Origin of the sequence: Mesorhizobium sp. ISC25, from assembly GCF_042295465.1 — a bacterium.
Taxonomy (GTDB): Bacteria; Pseudomonadota; Alphaproteobacteria; order Rhizobiales; family Rhizobiaceae; genus Mesorhizobium.
This window is the reverse complement of record NZ_CP135441.1, coordinates 2273233-2298404: the sequence shown is the minus strand read 5'-3', so window position 1 is coordinate 2298404 and position 25172 is coordinate 2273233. Positions and strand designations below refer to the sequence as shown.

General features: G+C 58.3%; 18 protein-coding genes and 4 pseudogenes. 14 read left to right on the top strand and 8 right to left on the bottom strand.

Annotated features, from left to right (window positions below):
* The first annotated feature begins 203 nt into the window (after positions 1 to 203).
* The 4 genes and pseudogenes from RQ479_RS11580 to RQ479_RS11565 all read left to right on the top strand — a co-directional run.
* A complete protein-coding gene (locus RQ479_RS11580) occupies positions 204 to 1649 on the top strand; it encodes an undecaprenyl-phosphate glucose phosphotransferase (RefSeq protein ID WP_376705160.1) in 1446 nt (481 codons plus the stop codon).
* A gap of 146 nt (positions 1650 to 1795) precedes the next feature.
* On the top strand, positions 1796 to 3070 hold the full coding sequence (locus RQ479_RS11575) for a PqqD family peptide modification chaperone (protein WP_376705159.1): 1275 nt from the start codon (positions 1796 to 1798) through the stop codon (positions 3068 to 3070).
* Positions 3067 to 4068: a nucleotidyltransferase family protein gene (locus RQ479_RS11570; protein ID WP_376705158.1), complete on the top strand. Its 1002-nt coding sequence runs from the start codon at positions 3067 to 3069 to the stop codon at positions 4066 to 4068. Before RQ479_RS11575 ends, RQ479_RS11570 begins: the two co-directional genes overlap by 4 nt.
* A gap of 124 nt (positions 4069 to 4192) precedes the next feature.
* Positions 4193 to 4375: pseudogene (locus tag RQ479_RS11565) on the top strand (hypothetical protein); the annotation flags it as partial.
* Between the two features lie 232 nt (positions 4376 to 4607).
* Here the strand turns inward: RQ479_RS11565 and RQ479_RS11560 are convergent.
* From RQ479_RS11560 to RQ479_RS11550, 3 genes and pseudogenes are all read right to left on the bottom strand, one after another.
* Positions 4608 to 5209 (bottom strand): annotated as a pseudogene (locus RQ479_RS11560) (ATP-binding cassette domain-containing protein); the annotation flags it as partial.
* Positions 5189 to 5394, bottom strand: a pseudogene (locus tag RQ479_RS11555) (metal ABC transporter permease); the annotation flags it as partial. The pseudogenes RQ479_RS11555 and RQ479_RS11560, both read right to left, overlap by 21 nt.
* 401 nt (positions 5395 to 5795) lie before the next feature.
* Positions 5796 to 7511 carry a right-handed parallel beta-helix repeat-containing protein gene (locus RQ479_RS11550; protein ID WP_376705157.1) on the bottom strand — a complete coding sequence of 572 codons (1716 nt, stop codon included), beginning with the start codon at positions 7509 to 7511 and terminating at the stop codon, positions 5796 to 5798.
* Positions 7512 to 7900: 389 nt separating this feature from the next.
* On the opposite strand from RQ479_RS11550, the pseudogene RQ479_RS11545 reads away from it, so the two are divergent.
* The 3 genes and pseudogenes from RQ479_RS11545 to RQ479_RS11535 form a co-directional block, all read left to right on the top strand.
* Positions 7901 to 8181 (top strand): annotated as a pseudogene (locus tag RQ479_RS11545) (DegT/DnrJ/EryC1/StrS family aminotransferase); the annotation flags it as partial.
* Positions 8182 to 8814: 633 nt separating this feature from the next.
* The gene (locus RQ479_RS11540; protein WP_376705156.1) at positions 8815 to 9648 is read left to right on the top strand and encodes a LuxR C-terminal-related transcriptional regulator; all 834 of its coding nucleotides are present in this window, start codon (positions 8815 to 8817) and stop codon (positions 9646 to 9648) included.
* Between the two features lie 326 nt (positions 9649 to 9974).
* Positions 9975 to 10241: a hypothetical protein gene (locus tag RQ479_RS11535; protein WP_376705155.1), complete on the top strand. Its 267-nt coding sequence runs from the start codon at positions 9975 to 9977 to the stop codon at positions 10239 to 10241.
* A 74-nt stretch (positions 10242 to 10315) separates the two neighbouring features.
* On the opposite strand, the gene RQ479_RS11530 is transcribed toward RQ479_RS11535, so the two are convergent.
* From RQ479_RS11530 to RQ479_RS11515, 4 genes are all read right to left on the bottom strand, one after another.
* On the bottom strand, positions 10316 to 11074 hold the full coding sequence (locus tag RQ479_RS11530) for a LuxR C-terminal-related transcriptional regulator (RefSeq protein ID WP_376705154.1): 759 nt from the start codon (positions 11072 to 11074) through the stop codon (positions 10316 to 10318).
* A gap of 649 nt (positions 11075 to 11723) precedes the next feature.
* Positions 11724 to 12380, bottom strand: a complete 657-nt coding sequence (locus RQ479_RS11525) for a Crp/Fnr family transcriptional regulator (RefSeq protein ID WP_376705153.1) — start codon at positions 12378 to 12380, stop codon at positions 11724 to 11726.
* A 302-nt stretch (positions 12381 to 12682) separates the two neighbouring features.
* Entirely contained in the window at positions 12683 to 13759 is a 1077-nt protein-coding gene (locus tag RQ479_RS11520; protein WP_376705152.1) for an FAD-binding oxidoreductase, read from the bottom strand.
* A 91-nt stretch (positions 13760 to 13850) separates the two neighbouring features.
* Positions 13851 to 14708, bottom strand: coding sequence for a LysR family transcriptional regulator (locus tag RQ479_RS11515; RefSeq protein WP_292653663.1), 858 nt, complete (start codon positions 14706 to 14708; stop codon positions 13851 to 13853).
* 133 nt (positions 14709 to 14841) lie between these two features.
* Here RQ479_RS11515 and RQ479_RS11510 point away from each other — a divergent pair, with 133 nt between their 5' ends.
* The 7 genes from RQ479_RS11510 to dacB all read left to right on the top strand — a co-directional run bounded on the left by RQ479_RS11510 (position 14842) and on the right by dacB (position 23660).
* Positions 14842 to 15924 (top strand): amidohydrolase family protein, encoded by a 1083-nt coding sequence (locus tag RQ479_RS11510; protein ID WP_376705151.1) that lies wholly within the window; start codon positions 14842 to 14844, stop codon positions 15922 to 15924.
* An 11-nt stretch (positions 15925 to 15935) separates the two neighbouring features.
* Entirely contained in the window at positions 15936 to 16289 is a 354-nt protein-coding gene (locus RQ479_RS11505) for a Rieske (2Fe-2S) protein (RefSeq protein WP_292653661.1), read from the top strand.
* A gap of 113 nt (positions 16290 to 16402) precedes the next feature.
* On the top strand, positions 16403 to 18010 hold the full coding sequence (locus tag RQ479_RS11500) for an ABC transporter substrate-binding protein (protein ID WP_376705150.1): 1608 nt from the start codon (positions 16403 to 16405) through the stop codon (positions 18008 to 18010).
* Between the two features lie 100 nt (positions 18011 to 18110).
* Complete coding sequence (locus tag RQ479_RS11495) at positions 18111 to 19157, top strand: ABC transporter permease (RefSeq protein WP_376705149.1); 1047 nt, start codon at positions 18111 to 18113, stop codon at positions 19155 to 19157.
* Positions 19154 to 20038: an ABC transporter permease gene (locus RQ479_RS11490; protein ID WP_352725704.1), complete on the top strand. Its 885-nt coding sequence runs from the start codon at positions 19154 to 19156 to the stop codon at positions 20036 to 20038. The genes RQ479_RS11495 and RQ479_RS11490 overlap by 4 nt, the downstream gene beginning before the upstream one ends.
* Complete coding sequence (locus RQ479_RS11485) at positions 20028 to 21659, top strand: ABC transporter ATP-binding protein (protein ID WP_376705148.1); 1632 nt, start codon at positions 20028 to 20030, stop codon at positions 21657 to 21659. Before RQ479_RS11490 ends, RQ479_RS11485 begins: the two co-directional genes overlap by 11 nt.
* A gap of 399 nt (positions 21660 to 22058) precedes the next feature.
* A complete protein-coding gene (gene dacB, locus RQ479_RS11480) occupies positions 22059 to 23660 on the top strand; it encodes a D-alanyl-D-alanine carboxypeptidase/D-alanyl-D-alanine-endopeptidase (protein ID WP_376705147.1) in 1602 nt (533 codons plus the stop codon).
* A 461-nt stretch (positions 23661 to 24121) separates the two neighbouring features.
* Here the strand turns inward: dacB and RQ479_RS11475 are convergent, their stop codons facing one another.
* On the bottom strand, positions 24122 to 25159 hold the full coding sequence (locus RQ479_RS11475; protein ID WP_376705146.1) for an EscU/YscU/HrcU family type III secretion system export apparatus switch protein: 1038 nt from the start codon (positions 25157 to 25159) through the stop codon (positions 24122 to 24124).
* Positions 25160 to 25172: the final 13 nt, after the last annotated feature.

The window sequence follows — 25172 nt, the reverse complement described above, 5'->3', positions numbered from 1 at the left end:
TTGGATTCGCACAGTGTCGCTGCCATTCTCTGCCCATTCTCTGTGCTACCCGCAGCCACCGCAATCGAACTTCGCGTGAAGGGGCAATGATCGCAGGGGACGGGTGCTAGGTCACGCTGGGCACTCCGGTGGTTTTCAGCAGAGGAGGGGGGTCGTTGCGCGACATTGGTGGATGGATGCGGCTTTGAACGCAGGTGAACGTCATGGCACTTCTTCATGAAGGCCCCCGTGCGGGCGCCACGTCAAACGCACCGCTGTCGAACGTGCCCCTCAAGGTCAATGTTCTTCTGCAGTCGTTTCCGCTTCTCGAGGCAATGTCCGTCGTGCTGCTCAGCATCGTCTCGGGAATGGTATATGATCTTGTGAGTTTCGGACATTTCGGCGAGTACGGCCGGAACTTCGGGCTCGGTGTTGCTGTAGCCGCCCTTTTTTCGACTTCCGCATATGCGCGCGGCCTGTATCTGAGTTCCGAGCTGCGGTCGCTGGCCTCTCAGATCAAGGAGGTCGCGCTGATCTGGACAGCGGTCTTTCTTTGCCTGTCGGTTGTGGCGCTTGCACTCAAAGTGGGAGACATGTTTTCGCGCCAAGCCGTCATGCTGTTCTTCGTGACGGGACTTAGCGGCATCATCTTCGTGCGCTTGGGCGCCGGACGACTGTTTGCCTCCTTGACCAGGTCGGACATGCTTGCCAAACCGCAAGTAGTGATCGTAACGCAATCGGACGTGCGCGTGCCAAGTGGCGTTGTCCAGGCAATCGAGGCTTCCGGATGCGAGGTCTGCCAAACGATTACGTTGCCGGCTGCATCCAGCGAGGGCTCGCTCCTTGAGTGTATGGATAAGCTCATTGAACATGTGCGTCGGCGTTCTGTCGACGAGATAGTCCTTGCTGTCAGTTGGGCTGACATATCCCTGATTGAGAAAATCACGGCCCACCTTTGCGTGGTTGCGGTACCCGTAAGGCTCCTTCCGGACCACGTCGTTAGCGCGCTCTTGCAGCGACCTGTCGTCAACCTGGGGGGGACGAGGGCGATAGAACTGCAAAGCGCGCCCCTGACGGCGCCTCAGCTCCTTATGAAGCGGCTCTTCGATCTCGTGCTGACCATTGTCGCCCTTCCATTTCTTCTGCCCCCTTTGGCCGTTGTAGCGGCGCTGATTGCGCTCGAATCCAGGGCGCCGGTGCTCTTCTGTCAGCGTCGGGCCGGGTTCAATGGCCGCACGTTCAAGATCTACAAGTTCCGAACGATGACGATCCTGGAGGACGGGCCCGTTGTCCCTCAAGCCTGCAGGGGCGATCCCCGCGTCACCCGCGTTGGGCGCATATTGAGAAGGTTCAGTATCGACGAGGTTCCGCAGCTATGGAACGTGCTGAAGGGCGACATGTCGTTGGTAGGCCCACGGCCGCACGCGCTGGCGCACGACAGCGAATACAGCCAGATCATCTCTCTCTATCCGGCTCGGCACAAGGTGAAGCCGGGGATCACCGGCTGGGCACAAATAAATGGATGGCGCGGCGCAACGCCCGATGTCTACATGATGATCAAGCGTGTCGAACACGATATGTGGTACGTCAACAACTGGTCGGTTTGGCTCGACGTAAAGATCCTGCTTCTGACCATCCCGCGAATCTGGACGGGGCGAAACGCCGTCTAGCCCAACTTTGCCGATTCGAGTCCGCTGGAGGCGATTTTGTGTAGCAAGTGATCGATTTGCAAGGAGTGGCTGGCCGATGACCCATCGATTAACTGCCAGGCGACATCTCATTCGGAAAAATTGAACCTCTTCTTCGATATTCTCACTTGAATACGACTTTGGGTGAGGCTCGACACCATGAGATGTGCGGCTCTACTACCAAAGGCGCTGTTACAGAACAACTGAATGCAAGCGATGATCAGTGCGAAACACACAGCGACCGCTCAATGCATAACCCGCAACTTCACGCAAAAGTGCCCGCACGGCAACGGCGTTGGCATGCTACGGCGAGGTTAGTTCCCCAAGGTCGGCTTGCATGCATCAAAGGGCAAAATATCCTCCTCAGTTCAACGCAGGGGCTAGTTTTTGCGCTCAATGACACTGCGGCGGATATCTGGCGCTCGCTTGAAGAAGGCGTGCCGGTCGAGGATATCGTGGGCGAGATGGCAGCCCGTGGCGTTGATAGGCAAGAGGCCGATGGCTATGTCGAGGCTGCCCTTCAAGACTGGGAACGGCTCGGCCTAATCCAGCCTGCTCCACCGCCGTGCCCAACCGCAGCTCATCAACACATCTGCCAGGTCGTTGCTGTTCCAGGCGTGTGTGTGCGCATACTGTATCCGGCGGCCGTTGCCTGTCCGGCCGCGACCGTGTTTCAGCATCTCGAAGTTCGAAACAGGGTCGCCGACGTTCAATTCCATCTGGTTGAGCGCGGGCAGCGGATCCACCTGTTCCGGGATGGCCACTGGACTGATTCCTGTGGTCGTGACGAGATACCCGTTATGGTCAAAGGGCAACTGCTGGCCGAAGTGCTTGGGCACAGTGAATATGAACTCGCCCTCCACGCGGCGGCGCTGTTCAAGAACGGCCGAACGCTCCTCCTTTGTGGTAACCCTGGCTCGGGCAAGACGACGCTGACCTTGGCGCTGGTCCACGCGGGGTTTGGCTTCGCGGCAGACGATGTGACACTTCTCGACTCGGCCGGACAGGGTATCGGCCTTGCTTTTGCGCCTGCAGTCAAATCGGGATCATGGTCCATTCTCGGACATCATTTCCCCGAACTCGGCAGCTCTCCGGTATACCGGCGCCCCGATCGCAGGCGCGTGCGTTTTCTTGTGCCTAAGGATCATGTCCCTCCCGTTCCCCGGCCAGTGGGCTGGGTGGTCTTGCTCTGTCGGACGCAGGATGCCAAACCTTCCCTGCGGGTGATTGACCCGACCGACATCCTGGGTGGCTTGCTGAACGGCGCCTTTGCGCGGAATAAAGAGCTGAGCAGCACCGCGTTCGACGTTCTTTGCCAAGTCATCCGATCGGCACAGGGCTTTTGCCTGACCTATGCCAAATTGGATGACGCGTTGGAACTGCTGAAGGCGGCGTGCCGATGAAGCCCACCGGGGATGCGCTCGAGGCCCTGATCGCGGGACTTAACGGCCGCCTGGTGGTAACGGCCGACTGGCTGTCGGTGATTGCACTCGCCAACCACACTCTGCTTACGCCCGTCTTGTTCGCCACTCTTGCGCACACGGGCCAGCTTGACCGCCTCCCCGAAGACGTAGGCCAGTATCTTCAGTTCATTTACCGCTGCAACCGGGACCGCAATTTGCGCTTGCGCAGGCAGCTGAATGAAGCCGTTGCTGCCCTCAATCAGGGGGGCGTCGTTCCGGTCCTGCTCAAAGGGGCCGTTCCCTTGTTCCTTTCGTCGAGCGGCAGGGTTCCCGACAGAATCATGAGCGATCTCGACTTGGCTGTGGAAACGGCCAAAGAAGGGGCTGCCCGGGCTTGCCTTGCCAAGCTTGGCTACGCCGAAGTGACGGTCCCTGGTGGCATGGCGCGCCCGCAAGACGTCGGTCTCCTGGAGCTCCGGCCGTACCGGGAGATTGACCGCGAGCCCCCGAGGCTTACCCGCCGTCACGGCCTTAAGGCGAAAATCCCCGCCCCACAGTCGCGGGCACTCCACTGGATCATGCATGATCTCATCAAGGAGGCGGACTACTGGCGCGGAAGGACCGACTTTCGCCACCTTTATGATCTGGCACGGCTGGCGGAACAGCATAAGCTGGATTGGGCGGTGCTCCGAACATCCTTGCCCGACCAGAGCGCGCGGAACGCGTTCGATACTCAACTCTTGGCATTGAGTCACTTCTTTGGCGTTAGAGCACCGGCGCAATATGTGCGGCGCCCATGGGTTCGCTTTCAACACTGGCGGCGTGTCTTCCCCTTGTACCATCCCGTCCTCGGCGTTTCATTGCGCCTGGTCGGCAATTCGCTGTGGGGTATGTGGCGACTCCTACATGGCGATGGCTTGGGCCGACGAAGTCCCCTCGACTTTGGACGCCGCGCCACGAGCATCCTCCTTGACGGCGATCTCGGGTCAAAAGTGTAGTAATACTTAATTTCCTGAAGTGTATCTTGACGGCGACTTGTCTTCACGACACCCATATGTCACGTTAGGGCGTTGGGTGTCACATTAGTTTAGAGTTGTTATTCACAAAATTGGAGTTCATTCGATGAAGAGCAGGAAGTCTTCCAAAGTAAAGACAGATAAACGTATCCCAGAAGAACAGGCGCGTCGTGAATTTCTAAAGAATGCTGGGCGTTTTGCTATTGTAACACCTCCATCCATTGCTCTGTTGCTTGGGACGAGCTTAAACTCGCAAGCTATTGCCGCATCGCATGGCGCAGGTCCCGGACATGGGGGTCCTCCTGGCCGACCATAGATGACGCGTAGTCCGAATAGACGCGGCGCGAAAATTTGCGGAAAGCTAGCTCGAGTCACCCGTCCTGCACGCAAGAGCGCGGAAGGTGTCGGCCCCACTACTTATAGAGGCGGAGGCACGAGTCGAGCGGGCGTCCGCGCCGGAGCCCGCGACTGCGTCCTATGACTGCAGACCTTTTCGAGGTGTCAGGCATCATCATCATTGGTCACTGGTTACGCATCGACGCATCGACGCGTGTCCGGCGGAGGAGAGAGTGCGCTGGATGTGACGCCGGCGGTCCGGGGCGCCCTCCAACCCGGACGGGCCGCCGCAATGCCAGCGCTAGGTTCGGACCCACGAGTGACGGCAGCAACTGGTCACGACTGCCCATCTGCGCTATTCGTCCTTCCTGCTGGATGATCATTCGATCTACCGCCGACAGGACGTTCGGCCTGTGGGTCAGATCTGTGCTTGATTGCCACCGCTGTCGAAATTGGCATCAGGCTCATCGAGCACGACGAAGCTCGGCTTGCCAAACAGGGCGCACGCGAGACCGATCGCTGCCGCTGTCCACCCGACGGTCCGACTCCATCCTCCCGACGTTGGTCATATAACTGTTGGGAGGCGCTGGATCAATTCGTGCACAGAGGCGTGTGTTGCCGCCTCGGTCACCTGCGCATCGGCCGCGTCCGCTCGGAAGCGCGCAATGTTGTCGCGCACGCAGCCGGAGAACAGCTCGATATCCTGGGGCAGGTGGGTGCCGAGTTGGTCCGGATCAAAATGGCGCAAATCGTCGCCATCGAGTCGCACGCACCCATAGCCCTCGGGCAGCTCCAGGATGAAATCGTGAACGCCGGCGAGCGATGCCCGCTTCATGGCATAGCCGGATCGGCGAGCGCGATGTTCTCGCGAATGGACCGGTTGAAGAGCACGTTCTCTTGCAAGACGACGCCGATCTCGCGTCGAAGCCAGGTTGGGTCGACCACCGGCACATCGACGCCATCGACCAGCATCACAGGCCGCTCGCTTCGACACACCATAGGCCTGCGCCGCAAGGCTTAGGAAAGACGTCGCTCGATGACCGAAAGAGCCAGTTCCTCTCCACGCCACGGCGTCCGACGGGCATTCTTGTGGATGTTCATTTAGTACCCCTCCGGTGAGTGCTGAAGCTTGGTAACTCCAGTCTCCTCGGTTCGGTCCGCATGGACAACTACGGAAAGCTCACAAGTCGAGTCTGTTCCATCCCGATGACATCGGGATGGAACTCCATTGAGCGTGATCTTCTCCGAAACCGGGCTCCCCTTTTGGTACGCTGACCTTCGGTTCGGGATCATGGCTTTGAGAGACTGTTTATCCAGTCCTTGTTTGGCCCGGGCAGCCCCTCGCGGGATGTTAAAGTTCCCCGCGTAGTCCTTCAGGTCACATAGAACGAGGCTGCGGTGAGCGACAGATGTGGAGAAAGGGTGGCGAACTGTGTTTGAGATGCTCCGCCGGCCCCGTCATTGTCGAAAGAGAGAGCCCCAGTTTCACTGTTGTAGATGATATGATCGGAGCTGTCATGCGCGGCTGCACCAACAAAGAAAGCTTTGAACGGAAGCCCTCCCGACTGAAGCCCGGCAAAAACGGTATCGCTGAGATGGAACGTATCCTGGGACCGCTTGAAGTCGGTGATCTTGTCGACATTGCCGGCGCCAAGAGCCGTATTGAACGAGAAGGCATCGTGGCCTCCGTAGCCGGTCAAGACGTCGGCGCCGAGACCGCCGTTGATGACATTGTTGCCGGCATTGCCCTGGATGGTCTGGGCGAACTCGTTGCCGGTGAGGGTCATTGCCTTCGTGTCTGACGCGTTGTTGGTGGCGAGAAGCTCGATCTCCGAGCCGGCCGAAAGCGCATAGCTCACCGAGGCGAGCACACTGTCGTTGCCGCCGCCCACCGCCTCAACCACCTTCTCGTTGGCATTATCGACATAGTAGGTGTCGTTGCCGCCATAGCCGATCATGGTGTGGCCGCTGGTTCCGTGGAGTATATCGGCGCCGCTGGTGCCGTACAACGTGCCATCGCTGGTGCTGCCGGAAGGAGCGACAGCCCCGGTCCCAGACCCGGTCTCGGTCGTGCTAGTGGTTGGGGGAGTGACGCTCGCGTCCGTGACAGTGTCGGTCGAGCTATCCGCTGCGTAGTCCCAGGTGAACTGGTTATCGACGTGTGCCACTGGGGTGGCCGTGGGATCCTCGTGCACGTCGGCCACGACCGCCTTTGACGCGTCCCAAATGATGTTGTTGGGATTGCCAGGGTTGGTGTAGGTCGAGTTCAGGATGCTGACCCCGCCGGAGCTTACATTCCAGATCAGTCCATTCGACGAGGGAAGCCCGCGGCCTTGATCCTCATTGATACCGTCGAACGACCTCGTGTGATCGAAGGTCACATCGCTCGCGTAGGAAGAGAACGCGCCATTGCCCTGATGGATGGCGTCAACGTGGTCCACCCTGCCTCCGGTCGATCCGTTCTCGTACATAACGGCCACGCCGGTCTGAGAGTTGTTGCCGTCGATCACCCCATTTGAGATCGTCGTATTCGGGCTGCCGTATACCGAGACGATGTCCTCAGGATGCGAACTGCCGGCGTCGTTGACGGCATAGAAGTCGGTTAGCGAACTATTGCCCGAGTTGTTGAACTGGACGAACTGACCGCGCGGCATTGGGCCATGGAAGTTGTAGCCATCGACGTGCGAAAGATCCGCGCCGGGCGAGTTCACGAGATAGATGCCAGTCGAGCCTTCCCGCACCGTGGTGTTATAAACGGTCAGATTCGAGGCGTTTTCTGCCTTGATGTTGTTGATGTCCGGGCTCGTCTCGGGGTCGATTCCCGCCGGCGGGTCGGCGTTGATGACCTCGGTGTTCTCGATCGTGACGCCGTTTGCCCCCGATACCATCACCCCGTCGCCTCCGACGTGATGAATAAGACAATTGCGCAGGATGACATTGTCGTGCGTAATCGTGACCGCGTCCCCGTTGGTGACGTAGATGTCGAGATTTTCAATCACCTGGCCATCATACTCGGATTTGATCGGTGTGGTGGTGTGGGTAAGACCCGCCGACGCGGAAGCGGTGGAAATGGGAGCCTCGGTCGTCACTCAGCTGCCTCCGTCGTCGCGCGTGAGTTGTTCAACCCTTCCGAGTGTGTCCACAGTATTTCCCTTTCAGAAGTCATCGGTCTCATGTGTTTCTCCAGTTAAATATTGATCACCATAAGTATCTCCAAGGACACCCATCGGCAATAAATGACAATCTATCGCCTTAACGAAATTCTGGCAATACAACCAGAAATTTCATCTGGAGATATAATGCTAACCTTCATGACCATAATACGGCGTGGATAAGGCTATACTGAGACTCTCCCGGGCGATTGGCGCTGCGTTCAAGCTTGCGCCTACCTCGAATTGCAAACGTCGTCTAGTATCTCGGATCACGCGTGAACTTACCCCCGAGGAGCAGGAGGCAAGGGTCATGCATGCTAGTCGGCCAACACAGCATGAGCGTTACCGACACGGTCCGGCACGGCTCGAAACAGGTGATCTACGAGGGCTATCCGGAACTCGGCTACAATTACCGCCTGACCGACCTGCACGCTGCCATCGGCGTGAGCAACTGCAATGGCTTCCCGCACTCGTCACGGGGCGGGGGCAGCCTCCGGCGCAATATCGTGAGCGTCTTGGCGACATCGCCGAACTGGAAACGCCTGCCGAGCCTTGCTGGACTCGCAGCAACTGGCAAAGCTACTGTGTGAAATTCCCCCACTGGTTGACCAGCGGGGCCGTCTGCCCCCGGAAGGGAAGGGCGCGGGCCTTTGCCCTATTGCGATACCGAGGCGATGCGGGAGCACCTCGCCGAGATCAGCCGGAGCGTCGACGACGGCGCGCATGACGGTGCTCGTCTTGATCAGGCCGGATCGCATGTGACGCCGAAACTTCAAGGTGCCGGACAACATCACCCCTGACGCTTCTGCCGCCGCGCTCCCCCGGCGCCACGGTTCTGCGCCCTGCCACGTGGATGACTTGATGCACAGCTTGACGCGTCAGATGAATTAAGACGCGAATCGACCAAGCCGTCCATCTTGGCAATCGTATCGAGGTAACCATAGCGGAACGGGCCTCTGATGGTTCCTTTCATCGGCCCGCCGGAAACCAAGCCCGGTAATCCTCGCTGCCGCGCAATCCTTTGCCACGATGGGCTGAGTCGGTGAAACCACGAGCTCGGGTTCTTGACCAAAAGCCCCAGGTTGAAGATCCGGGATACGCCTCGATGATGCTGCCCTACGCCTAATGAGGGTATTTTGGTGTACGGTATTCCTGGCGTAAGGTTAAAAAAGAAACTGTGCGGTTGGCGCGTGGAGGACCTAATCGACGCGTGTGTCCCAATCGGGCCAGGTGAGAAGCGATGATGACAAGGCAATCTTTCATAACCGTGCTTGTCGGGCCGAGCGAGTTACTTCGAGAAGGTCTTAGTCGAATCCTGAATGAAGAAGATTTTTGTGTTCTTTTCTCTGCGGCTTCTGTTAACGATCTTCTGCAAAAGCCGCTACCGCGTCACCGGTCGATCTTGCTAGTCATAGATATCGGCGGTGCTGATGCGGAAGCTGAATTCGCGCAAATTGTTGAGTTTAAGGCGATTTACCCAGCCAGCCATGTCGTTGCGCTAGCTGATCACTGTCGTACGGCCGATATAGTCTCAGCTTTTCGTGCGGGGGCTGACGGGTATCTGACAAAGATCGCTGCTTACGATACCTTCATCAAAGCTCTCGAATTGGTTATGCTTGGGCAAACGGTACTACCTGCGGAAACTTCGATGGTTATTCAAGATATAAGGCAAGGTTCGAAAAATGAACCGACAGCTGAACCGATAGCTGATGAGTTACCAAAGGTGGAAGATAAAGTAGAGAGTAGCGATCAAGAAAAGGTAATTTTGTCGAATCGCGAGAACTGTATTCTGCGCCGTTTGATCGAAGGGGAGTCAAACAAAGCCATCGCGCGCGAAATTAACATTGCCGAAGCTACGGTGAAGGTACACGTCAAAGCCATACTTCGAAAGATTCGGGTCCGCAACCGAACACAGGCTGCAGTTTGGGCGATGAATCATGGTATGCTTACTCCACCGTCTGGCAACGGCGCGTCGGGGAACGATACGATGGTACCTCAGCGGTCTCACCATCGGCATGATCTACTTGAAGCAAAAAATGGATACCTCGTTTTCGACAATCGTCCTCCTATATGACCTGCGACAGATTTTCGTTCTGGCTGGTGCATTCACTTGCCGAAGCCTCGTTCCCGATCAAGAACGCGTGGGCTCAAATCATTCGGGCGATGGCCGAAGAGGCGCGGTGGAAACCGCATCACTGGGGCGTATCATATGGATCCCGCCAGTGTAACCACGACCCGTCTTAGATCCGGTTGTTTTTTGCCCGTTGTCCTCTGTACTCGACAGCGGTGGACCACGAATTAGATCGCCTCAAACGGTTTGAACTCTGTGCGTGATTGATAAAAAAACACAAGGATGACGGATCTTTACTGGCATTTGAATTTGACGGGATTTTTCATTAAATGGGCCAAACAAACACTGTTTCTGGTTTGTCGTTCAGCGAAGCCCGGATCGGAACGGTTGAAGGCGGAGAATCCGGCCTCCTGGTTTGGAAATGCGACCAACTGGTGGCGGTCCTTACCCAGATCGACGAGGAAGCCTACTCCACCAAAGGCAAATGGTTCCTCGAGACAGGATTCGGGCTGCTGAGCGGGCAGCACAAGAATTTCGATACGATCGAGGAGGCCATAAGATGGATAGGAAGACACACCTTCCCCGAGTCTGCTTAGATAGCAGTTCAGCTGGGGCAAAAGTCGAATACGGCCGCGGGACTCACGCAAGGTGGGCAGTGTTACGCTTGGGCTCACTCGTCAGCCAGAGTTCCTTCTGCGAGAAGATCGTTGACCTTGCAGGCGACTTCCGTGCGGTTGGTCGCCTTTAGTTTTTTCATGATATTGCGGATGTGGACCTTCACCGTGCTTTCGCGCAAATTCAGTTCGTAGGCGATCATCTTGTTCGCCTTGCCGCGCCGGAGCGCTTGCGCAACCTCGGCCTGCCTAAGCGTGAACATGCCTGCCAAAGGGTGCGTGTCGCGGCTGCCCGAATCTATCAGGTGCCGCATAGCAAGGACACTGCTCGCCGGCACGAAGATGCCTCCCGCTGCCGCCAGGTTGATAGCCTCGACGCAGACATCGATTCCAACAGAGGTCGGAATGTAACCGCGTGCACCGCATTCGAGAGCGGTCAGCAACTGGGCAAGGTCTTCGGTGTCGGCCAGGACGACCACCGGGACTGATTTGAACTCGCACGAAATATGCCTGATCTCGTCAGCGATGCCACGATCGGTGACCTTCCGACTGCCAAGGTTAAAGAGTATGGCTGCAAGGGGAGGGGCCGAGCTCTTTCTGACGCGCCATTCCTCGATGGAACCCAAGGCGGCGACATCCATGCCGAGTTCGTGGTCCACGAGAGCCGATGCGAGACACTCGCGGTCTAGAGCCCTTCCGTCCAAGATGAGGAGGCATTCCCTGCCTGTCTGCCCGTGGACGATTCCCGTTCCGCCGGACGGGACTTCTGACTGATTGGCTGAATTATAATTGTGCAGTCCTGCCGTGGCACCCATGTCAATACTCGCTCTTTCCCACACAAGCCGCCTTGCGCTGGCTGACATAATTTCCGCGTTCTCTCGCAGTGAAAGTCTGGTACTGCGCGTTTTGAAAGGTCGAGACTCGATTACCCCATTTGCGTCGTTTTCAGTTCCCCGACCCCCAGCGATACCCAGCGTGGGTAAGTGTAGGGATTATTAATAAGCAGTCTCTAACATAGATTGCTTTTTTCGTAATTTTCAGGGGACCGATGCCAAGCTGGACCCAAAGAGCTGTCCGAAAGACGCATGCATTGGACCACCTAGCCATCTTCAGCCCAGCTGGTAGCCCGTGGCTCAACACTTTAATTCGAGCACGCCGTGGTAAACGGCCCTTTACGCATATTTCGGCAGCACGCCGCCCTCGCGCGATAGGCCAAGTTGCCGCGGTCATGATGACCTCGCCCTCTCACAGTTTGGTCAGCACGAACGGGGTTGCGTTCCGCTCGCCCCAACCTTCGACCGCCTCGAGCCGGATACCGCTGCCGTCGAGACATACTATGCTCTGCCAGGTGTCCCGCGTACGACCAGCCCTCCGTAAATGTCGTCTCGAACTGTTGCGGCGGCGGAACCATCGTTTTCAGCGGAAATTTTGGTTTCCATGCGCTGGCGTTCAAAGAGATAGCCGCTACCTGAGATACTCGCTGTCGAATCCGGCTGTTTCGACCAGCTTCTTGCGGTTGATCACCTCAACATGGCCTGACTTGAAAGAGACGAGATCGGCCTTGCGGAGCTCCCTTAACGTTCGGTTGACGTGAACCGTGGTCATTCCGAGGATGTCGGCCAGTTCATGCTGGGCAAGAGGACACTCAAATCTTCCATGCGCCGATAGCCCAACCCTGGAGAGCCTCTCCTCCAACTCGAGCAGGAAATGGGCGGTACGCCTCATCGCGTTCCGCCGCCCGGTATTCATGAGATGTTCGGCAAGGATGGCGTTCAGGCGCGCCAGGGAGCAGGCGATCTTCTTCCCGATTCGGCCTTCCGACAGGATGGCCTCGACCAGTTCCTTACTGGAAATTTCATAAACAGCGAGTTCGGTTATGGACGCCAGCGACGCAAGATGGGGTCCGTCCAAGCCACGGAAACCGACGACGTCCCCCTTGAGGGGAGTGTCTATGATCTGCCGCTCTCCGTCCGGCAGTATGTGATAAAGTATTGCCCAACCCGATTTTACTATGAATAACTCACTGTTGTCGTCATCCTGGCGGCATATCACCGAATGCGGTTTATAGATTTTTGCGGTAACACCGAGAAAATCATTGTTCCCCCACTCGTTCTTCGACAACGTTCCCCCTATGGGATGCGAGCACATGAACTCCAATAGTGTCTGCATGAAGAATCGCGAATCTGCTTCTGTTTCCACACGACTGACAATAGTTTCTCCGGACATATCGACAGAACGACCTCTTACCCTAAAGGCGGGTTGACCCACTGTCCTCGTCTGTTCGAATGAGGTAAACTGCGCTTAACTTAGGATATTCAAGGCCGCTAAGTTCCGCCGTTAGGCCGGACAACAGGCTCCGAAACGCTAATCACTTGCGGCGCAGTAACGGCCAGGCTGCCCGATTACACTGCGGTATGTGACAGTTACAGATCAAGCAAAACGTCGCCTTGGGGGCGGCTGCAGCACGCCAGGACGTAGCCTGCCGATTTGTCGTCCAATGTCAGCCCGCCCAGGTCATCCATGACAACTTCGCCGGACAGCTTGGCGATCCGGCACGTACCGCAAACTCCCTGCTGGCAAGCGGTGGGGACGTAAACGCCACATTGGCGCGCCGCTTCCAGCAGGGTCTCTCCGGTCGCGCAGTGATGCGCAATACCTGAGCGGGCGAAGCGGACCGAAGACGAAACCTTTGAATCCGACAGCGATCGCGAAACGTTGCCGCCTCCGAAGCTCTCCTCATGATACTGTGAAGGAGCGAGGCCGATTGCGTCGAGGCAGCCGCGCGCCGCCTTCATGTAGGATTCGGGCCCACAGGCAAAAACTGTGCGGCCGTGGAGATCGGGAACCAAGGACAGGAGCATCTCACTATCAATTCGCCCGGTTGGACCCCTCCATGCCGGGTCTTCCTGACTGCAAATGCAAGTCACTTGAACATTGGGAAAGCGAGCGGCAAGTGCGTCCAGTTCGAGCCGAAAGATGATGTCGTCCGGCGTTTTTGCACTGTGAATGAAGCGGATATCCTGGTCGGATGCGCGGTCGGTAAGTGCGCGCAGCATTGACATGACGGGAGTTATCCCGCTGCCACCTGAAAGGAAAAGGGACTTTCCATGCGGCAGATCGTCGAGATTGAACGAGCCGAGCGGCCCTTCGATCTCGATCCCATCGCCCGGCTTTAAATTGTCATGGAGCCAATTCGAAACAAGCCCGCCCGGCGTCCGTTTCACGGTGATCTGCAGGTCGAGCGGTCGCGTCGGCGGTGACGAAACAGAGTAGGAGCGCATCACCGCGGCACCGTCGATCCTCAGGTGCACCAGAACATACTGGCCAGCACTGAAGCAGAACATCCGATCTGAAGCGGGTGTGAGAACGAATGTTTTCACATCATGCGTTTCGTCGATCACGCGCCGGCAGAGCACAAGCTGCGGGGTGGTCTGTGCCCACTGGCGGTGACGCTTCGTCGGGACGAAGCCGGAGGTTCCAAAGGCCGCGGGTGCATTCATCATTCAACTCGGGTTTGAAGTCGAGCCAAGATGGCACTTCAAAACCCGCTGAACAGCCGCGCAATCCTGCCTTTATGATCGGCAATTTCGATTAAACTTCCAGTGACATTACAGCGACCTGGAGAGCTCGGATGCCTTTGCGAATGATGGGTTCGTGTTTGCGGCGCGCGAGTATCGCGGTGTGGACTGGCTGGTGCAGCGTAGGCGCTCCCTCGACGAGGAACGATGGAAGCTCGGCAGTGAACCTGCGCGCATCGTCGCTGCGCATGTAGCAGGTGCCGCCCGTTCGCCGCAGCATGATCTCGGCCAGGGTTTCCGATCCCGTCGAAAGCCGGCAGATCGCCAGTTCGGCCAGCAGCTCTGCGTGCGTCTTTTCCAGCACGGCGGTGTAGCCCGGGCGAATGTAGGTTTCAGGGTCGACGTCGGACAGCGTTCTGGCAGCCGTCGAAACCATCACATATTCCTCGACCATCAGATGTTCGTAGGCGATCTCAGGCAGGTAGCGAGGCGCATAAAGCACGGCGATATCCAAATTTCCCATGCTTAGGTCGCTGACCATCTGGTTCGAATAGTCCGACTCGACATGGATCGAGGACTTTGGAAGGGCCTGGCATAGTGTCTCGACCCATCCGGGCAGGACCGAGCGGGTCATGCCCACCTGTGCGGCGATGCGCAAGGTGCCCTCGAAACGGTTGAACGCTCGCACGTCGTGTCGAGCTTGCGACCAGGTCGACAGCAGGGATCTCGCGTAGGCCTCGAACCGCCGCCCTGCGGCTGTCGGCTCAGCACCGGCACGCCCGCGCTGAAAGAGCTCGGACCCGATCGCACTCTCCAGATTCTTGATGCGGGTGCTGATCGTCGACTGGGTCAATCCCAACCGATCGGCGGTACGGTTGAAGTTTCGTGACTCGATGATGTCGAGAAAGGTTTCGATGTGATCTAGCTGCACGTGACCTCCGATCGAAAAAGTCGATCATATTGCGCAGGATCATAAGCTTGATCAAACAATACTCAAGGCGGAAGCTGCACTCGGTGAAATCGGCCGGCAGATCGACCAGGCTGAAGCTACGGAGCTGAGCAACGTGTTCATAGTCGACTGCGATTGTCACAATTACTGGTCAAGCGCGACCGTATTGGAGCCTTACCTTTCCGGCCTATGGAAGGACATGTTCGTTGAAGGCGAGAAGACAGGTCCCGTTGGCGCCTTCCCGCATGGCCATCGTCCTTGGTTTCATCCGCAGGACTTCTCCCGCAAGGACGTCCGTCCGAAAACGGAAGCCGACAACTATCTCATCATGAAAGAGAAGCACCTCGACAAGTACAAGGTCGATGTGGCGATCCTTACCGGCGATGAGCCGATCGAGGCTTCCACCCTCGCCAATCCCTATTATGCCAGCGCGCTCGTCAGCGCCTATAATGACTACCAGATCGACCAGTGGCTGCCGAAGGACGATCGCTTCATGGGCTCGATCATCATCGCGCCACAGAATCCGAAGCTCGCGGCCGCCGAGATACGCCGCCTGGGCAATCATCCGCGCATGGTCCAGGTTCTTGCCTCGCAAGGCTCCGTCAAGCCCTATGGCGATCCGTTTTACCATCCAATCTACGAAGCCTGTGCCGAAGTGGGGCTGCCCTTTGCCATACATCTGGGCGGCCATGGCGGCGTGAATTCGACTGCAATTGCTCCGGCCCCAACGACGTTCTTCTGGGAGACGCATGCCATCCTGCACATGTCGGCGATTTCGCATGTCGCGAGCATGATTGCGCATGGCGTCTTCGAAAAATGGCCGGACCTCTACTTTGTAGTCATCGAATGCGGCGTCGCCTGGGTGCCGTCGGTGCTGTGGCGCCTGGATGCCGATTACAAAGCCCTACGCAAAGAGACGCCATGGCTGAAGATGCTGCCGTCGGAATATTGCCGGCGCAACATCCGCTTTTCCACGCAGCCCCTGGAGCAGCCCGCAAATATTCAGCATCTCTGGTCCACTCTCGAGGCGATGGATGGCGAAAACACGCTGATGTTTGCCTCTGACTATCCGCATTGGGATTACGACGATGCCAACACGCTGCAAATCCCTCCTGCCTGGAAGAGCAAGATCATGGGGCTGAACGCGCTGGAGGTCTACAAGCGCATCCCCCGCGCGCAAGCGGCGAATGCCGCCTGAGGAAGCAGACGATGCCCGAGAAGACCTACATTTGCCGCGTCGACGAGATCGAAACCGGATCTCCCTTCATCGCCAAGATCCGCAGCCTTTCGGTCGGCGTTTTCCGCATCGGAGATTCATTCCACGCGCTGCTGAATGTTTGTCCGCACCGTGGCGCTCCGCTTTGCGAGGGGCCGCAATGCGGAACAACTGCACCGGTCGAAGAGGCGCAATTCATCTATCACCGCGAAAACGAGATCGTGCGCTGCGCCTGGCATGGCTGGGAATTCGACATCAAATCAGGCGCGGCCCTGGTCGATCCGTCCGTTCGCGCGCGCACATTTCCAGTCACCGTCGAGGCGGGCAGCATCTATGTGACAGCCTGATCGAGGTGCGGATTTGAGCGGTTAGAAGAAAGGATGATCGCGGCTAACGAGCAGATTTCTTCACAGGGTGCGTGACGAACAATAACGCGGAAAATCCGCAATGGGAGAGTCAAATGTCAGAATCTGAATACAAGCTTGGTATCGCTCAAAGCCTGATTGGTCGCGGCAAGATCTCTCGTCGCGACTTCATTCATCTTGGGCTGGCCACTGGGCTGACGGTCACCGCTGCGGACAAGCTCTTCGTCAGCACGGCCCGGGCCGAACCGCTGCAGGGCGGCTTCGCCAAGCTCGGCCTGGCACATGGCGCAACGACGGATTCGATCGATCCGGCCGGCTACCCGGACACCTTCACACAGACAGCGTTCTCGGGCTCGATGTCCAACAGCCTCACCGAGGTCGACGCGAAGGGCAACGTCCAACCGGACCTTGCCGAGAGCTTTGAATCGTCCGATGGCGCCAAAACCTGGGTCTTCAAGCTGCGCAAGGGCGCAACCTTCCACAACGGCAAGAATGTGACGGCGGACGACGTCGTGACTTCGCTGCGCTATCATATGGGCGACGAAACCAAATCGGCAGCGAAGCCGCTGCTTGAGCCCGTCGCCAGCATCAAGGCGGATGGCCCCGAAACGGTTGTCTTCACGCTGAAGAGCGGCAACGCCGATTTCCCCTACATCATGAGTGACTACCATCTGGTCATCATGCCGGCCAAGGACGGCAAGGCGGATTGGGGATCGGGCGTTCGCACCGGTGCTTTCGTGCTTGAGAACTTCCAGCCCGGAGTTTCGGCCAAACTCAAGCGCAATCCGAACTACTTCAAGAACGGCAAACCCTATCTCGACGAGGTGGAGTTCATCGCCATAACCGATCTCGCCGCTCGCATGGCCGCGCTATCGACAGGGGAGGTCGATTATATCGGCCGCGCCGACCTCAAGACCCTCGGCATGTTGAAACGCAATCCCAAGGTGGAGATCGTCGAGGTCACCGGCTATGGCCACTATACCTTGCCGATGAATGTCACGGTGGCGCCGTTTGACAATCCGGACGTCCGAATGGCTTTGAAATGGGCGATCAACCGTCAGGAGATCGTCGACAAGATCTTTCTCGGCCACGCCACCGTGGCCAACGACAACCCGATCGCGCCGGCGATCAAGTTCGCCACGAACCCGCAGCCGCAACACAGTTTCGATCCGGAAAAATCCAAGCATTATCTGAAAAAGGCTGGAATGGAAAAACTGAAGGTGGACCTCTCGGTCGCCGATGCCGCTTTTGCAGGCGCTGTGGACGCGGCTGCGCTCATCCGCGAGACGGCAGCCCAGTGCGGCATCGACGTAAACGTCGTGCGTGAGGCCGAGGACGCCTATTGGGACAATGTCTGGCTCAAGAAACCTTGGTGCGCTTCCTATTGGAGCGGTCGCGCGACGGCCGACTGGATGTTTACGCAAGCCTTCGCCGCGGACTCAAGCTGGAACGAGTCGTTCTGGAAAAATCCCCGCTTCAACGAGTTGCTTGTCCAGGCGCGCGCCGAGACGGACGAGGCCAAGCGTGCGGCAATGTATGCCGAGATGCAGCAACTGACCCATGATGATGGCGGCAGCATTGTGCTGGTCTTCAACAATTTCGTCAGCGCCAAATCCAGCAAGCTCGCACATGGCGAAGTGGCACCGAACTGGGAGAATGATGGATTGAAGATGGCCGAACGCTGGTGGATCGCCACTGCGTGAGAGTCCGGGCCGGACCCGCGATCGTTGCGAGGGTCCGGTTCGTCTCGGCGTGCCCTGCCGAGTGGGGCAGGGCAGCGGCGGCAACGGGAAACGCGTGCAAATGAACCCCGTCGCAAGAACGGTTCTGCAGCGCCTTGGCCTCGGCCTGGTCACGCTGTTCATCGTATCCATCATTATCTTCTCTGCGATTGCAATGCTGCCGGGCGACTTCGCCAAGGCGATGCTCGGGCAATCCGCGACACCCGAAACGGTCGCCGCCTTCCAGCGAGAAATTGGCATCGACCGTCCGCCTGTCGAGCGCTACTTCGTCTGGGTCGGGCAGATGCTCCACGGTGATTTCGGCTCTTCGTTCGCGAGCCGCACCGGATATCGGCGCACCGTCGCCGAGATCATCGCGCCGCGCCTCTACAATACGATGTTCCTCGCATCGATGACCGCGCTGATCGCAGTTCCGCTGGCCCTGGGACTGGGCATCCTCGCTGCGCTCTACCGCAATGGCTGGTTCGACCGGCTGGTGAACGCAGTGACGCTGACAACCATTTCGTTCCCGGAGTTTTTCGTCGCCTATATGCTTGCCTACCTGGTCATATCGCGCGACACATTCATTGGATCCGAGTTCGCACAATCCCTGCCGCACTGGCTCGCAGTGTCACTGAACTCGATACTCAACGCAGTTCCCAAGTTCCCGACATTGTCGAACGTGAACGACCAGACGCCGTTCTGGGACCAGGTCTGGAGAGTAGCCTTGCCGGCGACCACGCTTACGCTCGTCATCGTGGCACACATGATGCGAATGACACGAGCGGCGATCATCAACATGCTTGCAAGCCCCTATATCGACATGGCGCGTCTCAAGGGAATGTCGCCGATGGCCATCGTACTCAGGCATGCCTTGCCCAACGCATGGGCGCCGATCGTCACGGTGGTGGCCTTCAATCTTGCTTATCTCGTCGTCGGAGTGGTCGTGGTCGAAGTGGTGTTCGTCTATCCCGGCATCGGTCAGCTGATGGTCGACGCGGTCAAATCAAGGGATGTTCCGGTTGTCCAGGCTTGCGCCCTGATTTTCGCGGCGACCTATATCCTCCTCAATCTGACTGCCGACATCATTTCCATCGCCACCAATCCCAGGCTCTTGCATCCACGATGACCAGCTACGAACCCATCGCTCAGGTTCACAGGCTGAGGCGCTCGCGCGCCACCCGGGCCAAAACGGCGCTGAAGAAGGCACCCTTCAGTGCCTGGTTCGGCATCCTCGTGATCATCGGCTATGTCATCGTTGCGGTCTTCGCGCACTGGATCGCCCCATACGGCGAAACGCAGGTTTTCAGCGAAGCCTTCGCACCGTGGAGCCAGCAGTTCAAATTGGGAACCGACCAGCTCGGCCGCGATATGCTCACACGCTTGATTTACGGTGCGCGCAATACCATCGGTATCGCTGTGGCGACCACGCTGCTGTCCTTCGCGGTCGGCGTCTCGCTGGGCCTTCTTGCCGCATTGTACAGAGGATGGCTCGACCAGATACTGTCGCGTGCGGTGGACGTGTTGATGTCGATCCCAAGCCTGATCTTCGCCCTGGTGCTGCTCTCGATCTTCGGCTCGTCGATCACCAGCCTGATCATCATCATTGCGCTGCTCGATTCTACACGTGTCTTTCGGCTCGCACGCGCCGTCGGGCTTAACGTGGCAGTGATGGAATATGTCGAAGTGGCGCGATTGCGCGGCGAAGGCCCGAAATGGATCATCGCCAAGGAAATACTTCCCAATGTCATGCCGCCGCTGGTCGCGGAGTTCGGCTTGCGATTTTGCTTCGTATTCCTCACGATCGCGGCACTATCCTTCCTGGGCGTCGGTATTCAGCCGCCGACCGCCGATTGGGGATCGATGGTGCGCGAGAATGCAACCCTGATCACCTACGGTGATGTCACGCCGCTGCTGCCGGCCGGCGCAATTGCCCTCCTCACGGTCTCCGTGAATTTCGTCGTCGACTGGTTCCTGCACGCAACAAGCGGGTTGCGGGATGAAAAATAGCGCTCCCGGATTGCGCGAAAAAGGCAAGGATCTGCTTCAGATCCGCAATCTGCATGTGGAGGGTTTCTCGGACGAGCGGTGGCATCCCATTGTCCGCGGGGTCGATCTGGCGCTGAAGCGGGGGGAGGTTCTTGGCCTGATCGGCGAGTCAGGCGCCGGCAAATCCACCATTGGCCTCGCCGCGATGGGTTACGCCAAGCCGGGCTGCCGCATTACACAGGGCTCCATCCTGTTCGACGGGATCAATCTTCTGGCACTCAGCGAGACAGGGCGGCGTCGCCTCAGAGGCTCGCGCATCGCCTATGTCGCGCAAAGCGCCGCGGCCTCCTTCAATCCGGCCCACCGACTCCTCGATCAGACTGTCGAAACTGTGGTGGCGCATGGGATCGCCAGCCGAGAGAAAGCGAACCGGAGTGCGGTCGATCTCTATCGGCGTCTTCAGCTTCCAGATCCGGAGACCATCGGCTTTCGCTATCCTCATCAGGTATCCGGCGGACAGTTGCAACGGGCAATGACCGCGATGGCGATGGCTTGCCGTCCGGACCTCATCGTTTTCGATGAGCCAACGACGGCGCTCGATGTGACGACACAGGTCGAAGTGCTCGCCTCCATTCGCAACATCGTGGAGGAATTCAACACCGCTGCAATCTATGTGACGCATGATCTGGCGGTGGTGGCGCAAATGGCGGACCGCATCATGGTTTTGCGCCATGGACTTACCGTGGAGGAGGCAGAAACGCGCCAGATGCTCGCCTCGCCCAGCCAGGAATATACCAAGACGCTCTGGGCCGTGCGCAAGCTCGCCAAGCCCGAAGTTCCGGCCGATGAGTATCTGCTTACGATAGACAACGTCACGGCGGCCTACGGCCGGGCGGTTAAGGTGCTCGAGGATGTCTCCCTCAAAGTTCCACGTGGAAGAACAGTGGCTGTGGTCGGCGAATCCGGTTCCGGAAAATCGACGCTCGCTCGCGTCGTTACCGGCCTGCTGCCGCCGCTTTCGGGATCGATTTCCTTTGCTGGCCACGCCCTTTCCAAGACCCTGAAGACGCGCCCAAAAGAGATCCTGCGCCGCATACAGATGATTTATCAAATGCCCGACAACGCCCTAAATCCGCGCCAGACGGTCGAAGAAGTCATAGCTCGTCCGCTTGAATTCTACCTCGGCCTCAAGGGTGCACAGCGGGATCGGCGGATCAGCGAACTCATGCACATGGTCGAGATGAGCGAAACTTACCTGGATCGTCTGCCGGCCGAACTGTCGGGGGGCCAGAAGCAGCGCGTTTGCATCGCCCGGGCGTTGGCTGCCGATCCGGAACTCATCATCTGCGACGAAATCACGTCCGCGCTCGACCAGATTGTGCAGGAGGAAATCCTGAAGCTCTTAATGCGGCTTCAGCGCGAGCTCGGCATGAGTTACATTTTCATCACCCATGACATTGCCACCGTGCGAGCGATCGCCGATGAAATTGTGGTCATGCACCAGGGCAAAGTCGTTGAGCAGGGATTAAAGAGCGAAATTCTCACGCCGCCGCATGCCCCTTATACCGAACGGCTTTTATCCTCCGTGCCGGAAATGGATCCGGACTGGCTCACAAGGCTGCTCGCCAGCCGGAGGATGTGATCGTCGGGCAGAGCGTTGCGTGTCTTGCCTTGCTTTTGCCTAGCCCGCAGAATCGCTCGGAATGGCCAAGGCCACTTTTCTTGGAAAAGGCGAAGAATTCTATACACAAGTCGCCGTCTGTCTGAGACTTCCTTCTATCTGAGAGGATCTCTTTCGGCTTAGAATGTCTGCGGCTGCTTGAGAACTTCGTGGGCAGCTTTGGGGGCAAACAGTGGTTCACCTCGACGACTTTGCTTGGCGAGCAAGGCTGATCGCCTCAGCCCAGGCGCAGGATAAGGATCGCGCCATCAGAGATACGACACCATCATCGAGCGATTCGAGCCGCCGCCGCGGCCTCCGCGGCCGCTGCGCCCAGATTTCGCCTAACGCGATCTCAAGCTCGTGAAAAGGAATTGCCCAATGCGCGTGATCCATTCGACGCCTCTGACGACCCTCGTCGCGCTAGTCACGCTTGGGTTTGTTTGCGGCGCCGGCGCGCGCGCCGATACCCTTCCGCCGGTCGCGGGCGACCCGCCTGAAAGTGTTTCGGCTGTTATCGGAGAGATCCAGTCGAAAGCGGCGTACGCGCACACGAGTTGGGGCATGCGCGTGGTCGACCTCGACACGGGGGCCGTGCTTGTCGACCAGGCGGGAGACCGGGCGCTGACTCCTGGATCGATCATGAAGGTATACAGCACCGCCACCGTGCTGGATCTCTATGGTGCCGAGTACCGGTTCCACACTCCGGTCCACAGGACCGGGTCCGTCTCGGACGGTGTGCTTGGCGGTGATCTGATCCTGGTCGCGTCCGGCGACTTCAGTTTCGGTCTACGCGAGCAGCCGGACGGCACCCTCGGCTACAACAATATGCCGGAAATCGACCACAACTATGCTGATACCGGCTTTGCAGGCGGCGCCCTGGTGAAGGGGAGCGACCCCCTCGCGGCGCTGGATGGCCTGGCCAAGGACGTTCGCGGTTCGGGCATCACGCAGATCAAGGGCGACGTCATCATTGATGCGCGCCTCTTCGAAACCTATCGCGACCCGACAGACGGAATCATCTCACCCGTCTGGCTCAACGAAAACGTCATAGACATCATGACGGCGGCGGCCAGCGTTGGTCAGCCGGCCAGGATCGATTGGCGACCCAAGATTGCATCCGTCAAGATAGCGAGCGACGTGATGACCGTTGCCGAGAATCCGAAGCCCATCACGATCGAATCGGCGGGTCCGGGAGAGATACGGGTCACCGGCGAAATAGCCGTCGGAGCTCCACCCGCCTTGAACATATGGCCTGTGACCGACCCGGCTGCGTTTGCCCGGACCGCTTTTGTCGAAGCTCTGCAGCGCGCCGGAGTGACAGTTGGTGCAAACGCGCTTGGGCCAAATCCAGCGAACAAACTACCGGACGCGGCGGTCTATTCTGCTGAGAACAAAGTGGCGGAACACGACTCGCCTCCACTCTCAGAGTTCGTCAAAGTGGTTCTCAAGGTTAGCTACAATCGCGGAGCGCATCTGATGCTGTGCCTTGCAGCTGTAAAAGCCGAAAGCCGCGACTGTGTGGTTGGAATCAGCAAGGAGCTCGACCTTCTCGACAAGCTGGGCGTGTCGCGCCAGAGCACCTACGTCTTCGACGGTGCCGGATCCGATGACCACGCCAAGACAGCTCCTGCAGACCAGACCACGGTGCTGGCGCGAGTCGTCAAAACACCCTGGGGCTCGGCCATCCGGGATGGGATGGCTGTCCTGGGAGTGGATGGAACGCAGGCTCAGAACGGCCTCGGAAGCCCAGCGGCCGGGCATATCCAGATCAAGGACGGTACACGGGTTACGATTACGCCCGGAGACCATCAGGGAATCATCATTGCCAAGACGCAAGTCGGCTACATTGACACGAAAAGCGGCCGCGAGCTCGCTTTCGCGATCTTCCTCAATACTGCGCCTTTTGGCTCGATCGACGATTTCATCGCCGCCGATCACGACATTGCTGCGATCGCCGCTGCGATCCAGCAAGCTTATTAGGCGACGACAGGTTGTGAAGCGCGCATTGCAACGCCCTGCAGATTGCAGGTCGGTATCTTTGCCGGCAGCCCGTTGCGGTGCTCTCGTCAGATGCGGGAGCAATATCAGCGATCTTGCATGATCTCAATTGATTGCCCAGCCAGGTCTCCCGCTGGGTGCAATGATGGTGTCGAGACGGCTTCGGGCCGCCCCGTGGCCTTGCCGCGATAATGTACGCGAGAACGCTGTTTTCAGACTCCGTGACGCCCCGATCAAATGTCGTGCCGATGATTCATCGTTATTCAACCCGAACGAACGCAAGCTGCGGATCGGGCGGCATGGTGCGTATACCGAAACTCCTCATTGCATCGGCCTGCTCGCCGCCTTGACGCTGACGGATGCGCGACCAGCGGACCGCCGCTTCGCTTCCACCAGCCGACAGGGCTAGACTGGCATACAAGGACAATCGCAGGATTTTGGCTTCAAGTGAGCCCATGCCGGACGAGGTGGCGAACGACCGGGGAAAACATCTGCTGGCCGATATAAGACCCGATGTTCGCATCTTCGAAGATCGTTTGGGCGGTGACGGCATCCTCGACTATGGGGATACCTGCTTCGCGCGCTTGAGCCATCATATCTTCGGCCGCACGGCCCTGGCCCTTGCCGACAACCGTCGGCACAGGCGTTTCGCCCTTGACGTACCGCAACGCCACGGCGCGGTCGCCTGACACCAAGACGATGCCCGCGTTTTTCACACCCAGCTTCGCAGGCTGCATGGCTTCGCGCCGCTGTCGCTGCTGTTCACGGCGGATCAATGGATCGCCTTCGAGGTCCTTGTGTTCGCGCTTGTATTCGGTTGTCGTCATGCGCATGTCACGTAGGAACAGCCAGCGCTGAATAGGAACATCGACCAAGCCGATGACGACGAAGGCGAGGGCGGCGGCAATTCCGAGAGGTGTCATCACCGCCTTGATGATCGGCTCCAGGCATGTCTGACCACAGCCTGGCGCATCGAAGAGAGGCTGTAGCCAGGCGATCAGGATGAATACGAAAAGGCTCGCCAGGAACACCACCTTGACGAGGCCCTTGGCGAACTCGATGACGTTGCGGAGCGACAGGATCTTCTGAAGCCCCTTCGCCGGGTTTATGTGATCGAACTGCAGCTTGAGCGGCTCGAACGAGAAGACCGGCCCGAACGTGGCCAGCATGCCGAAGGCTACGGTGAAAACCACAACGATCCCGACTAGCGGCAATGTAGCAAGCATCAGCAATGAGAACGAGTGGTGGATGGCCCGCAGGCTGACTTCCTCGAAGGAGCCGCCGGGCACCGTCACGGTCTCCACGAGTTCCGAAAGATGTTTGAAGAGCAGCGGCCAGCAAAAATAGAGATAGCCAAGCGCTGCGAAAAGAGTGAAGCCGGAAACCAGGTCGCGGCTTTGCGAAACCTGGCCCTTGCGGCGGGCGTCACGAAGCTTCTTATCGGACGCCGGTAGTTTCTTTTCCTCAGCTTCTTCGGCCATGTTGCAATCTTAC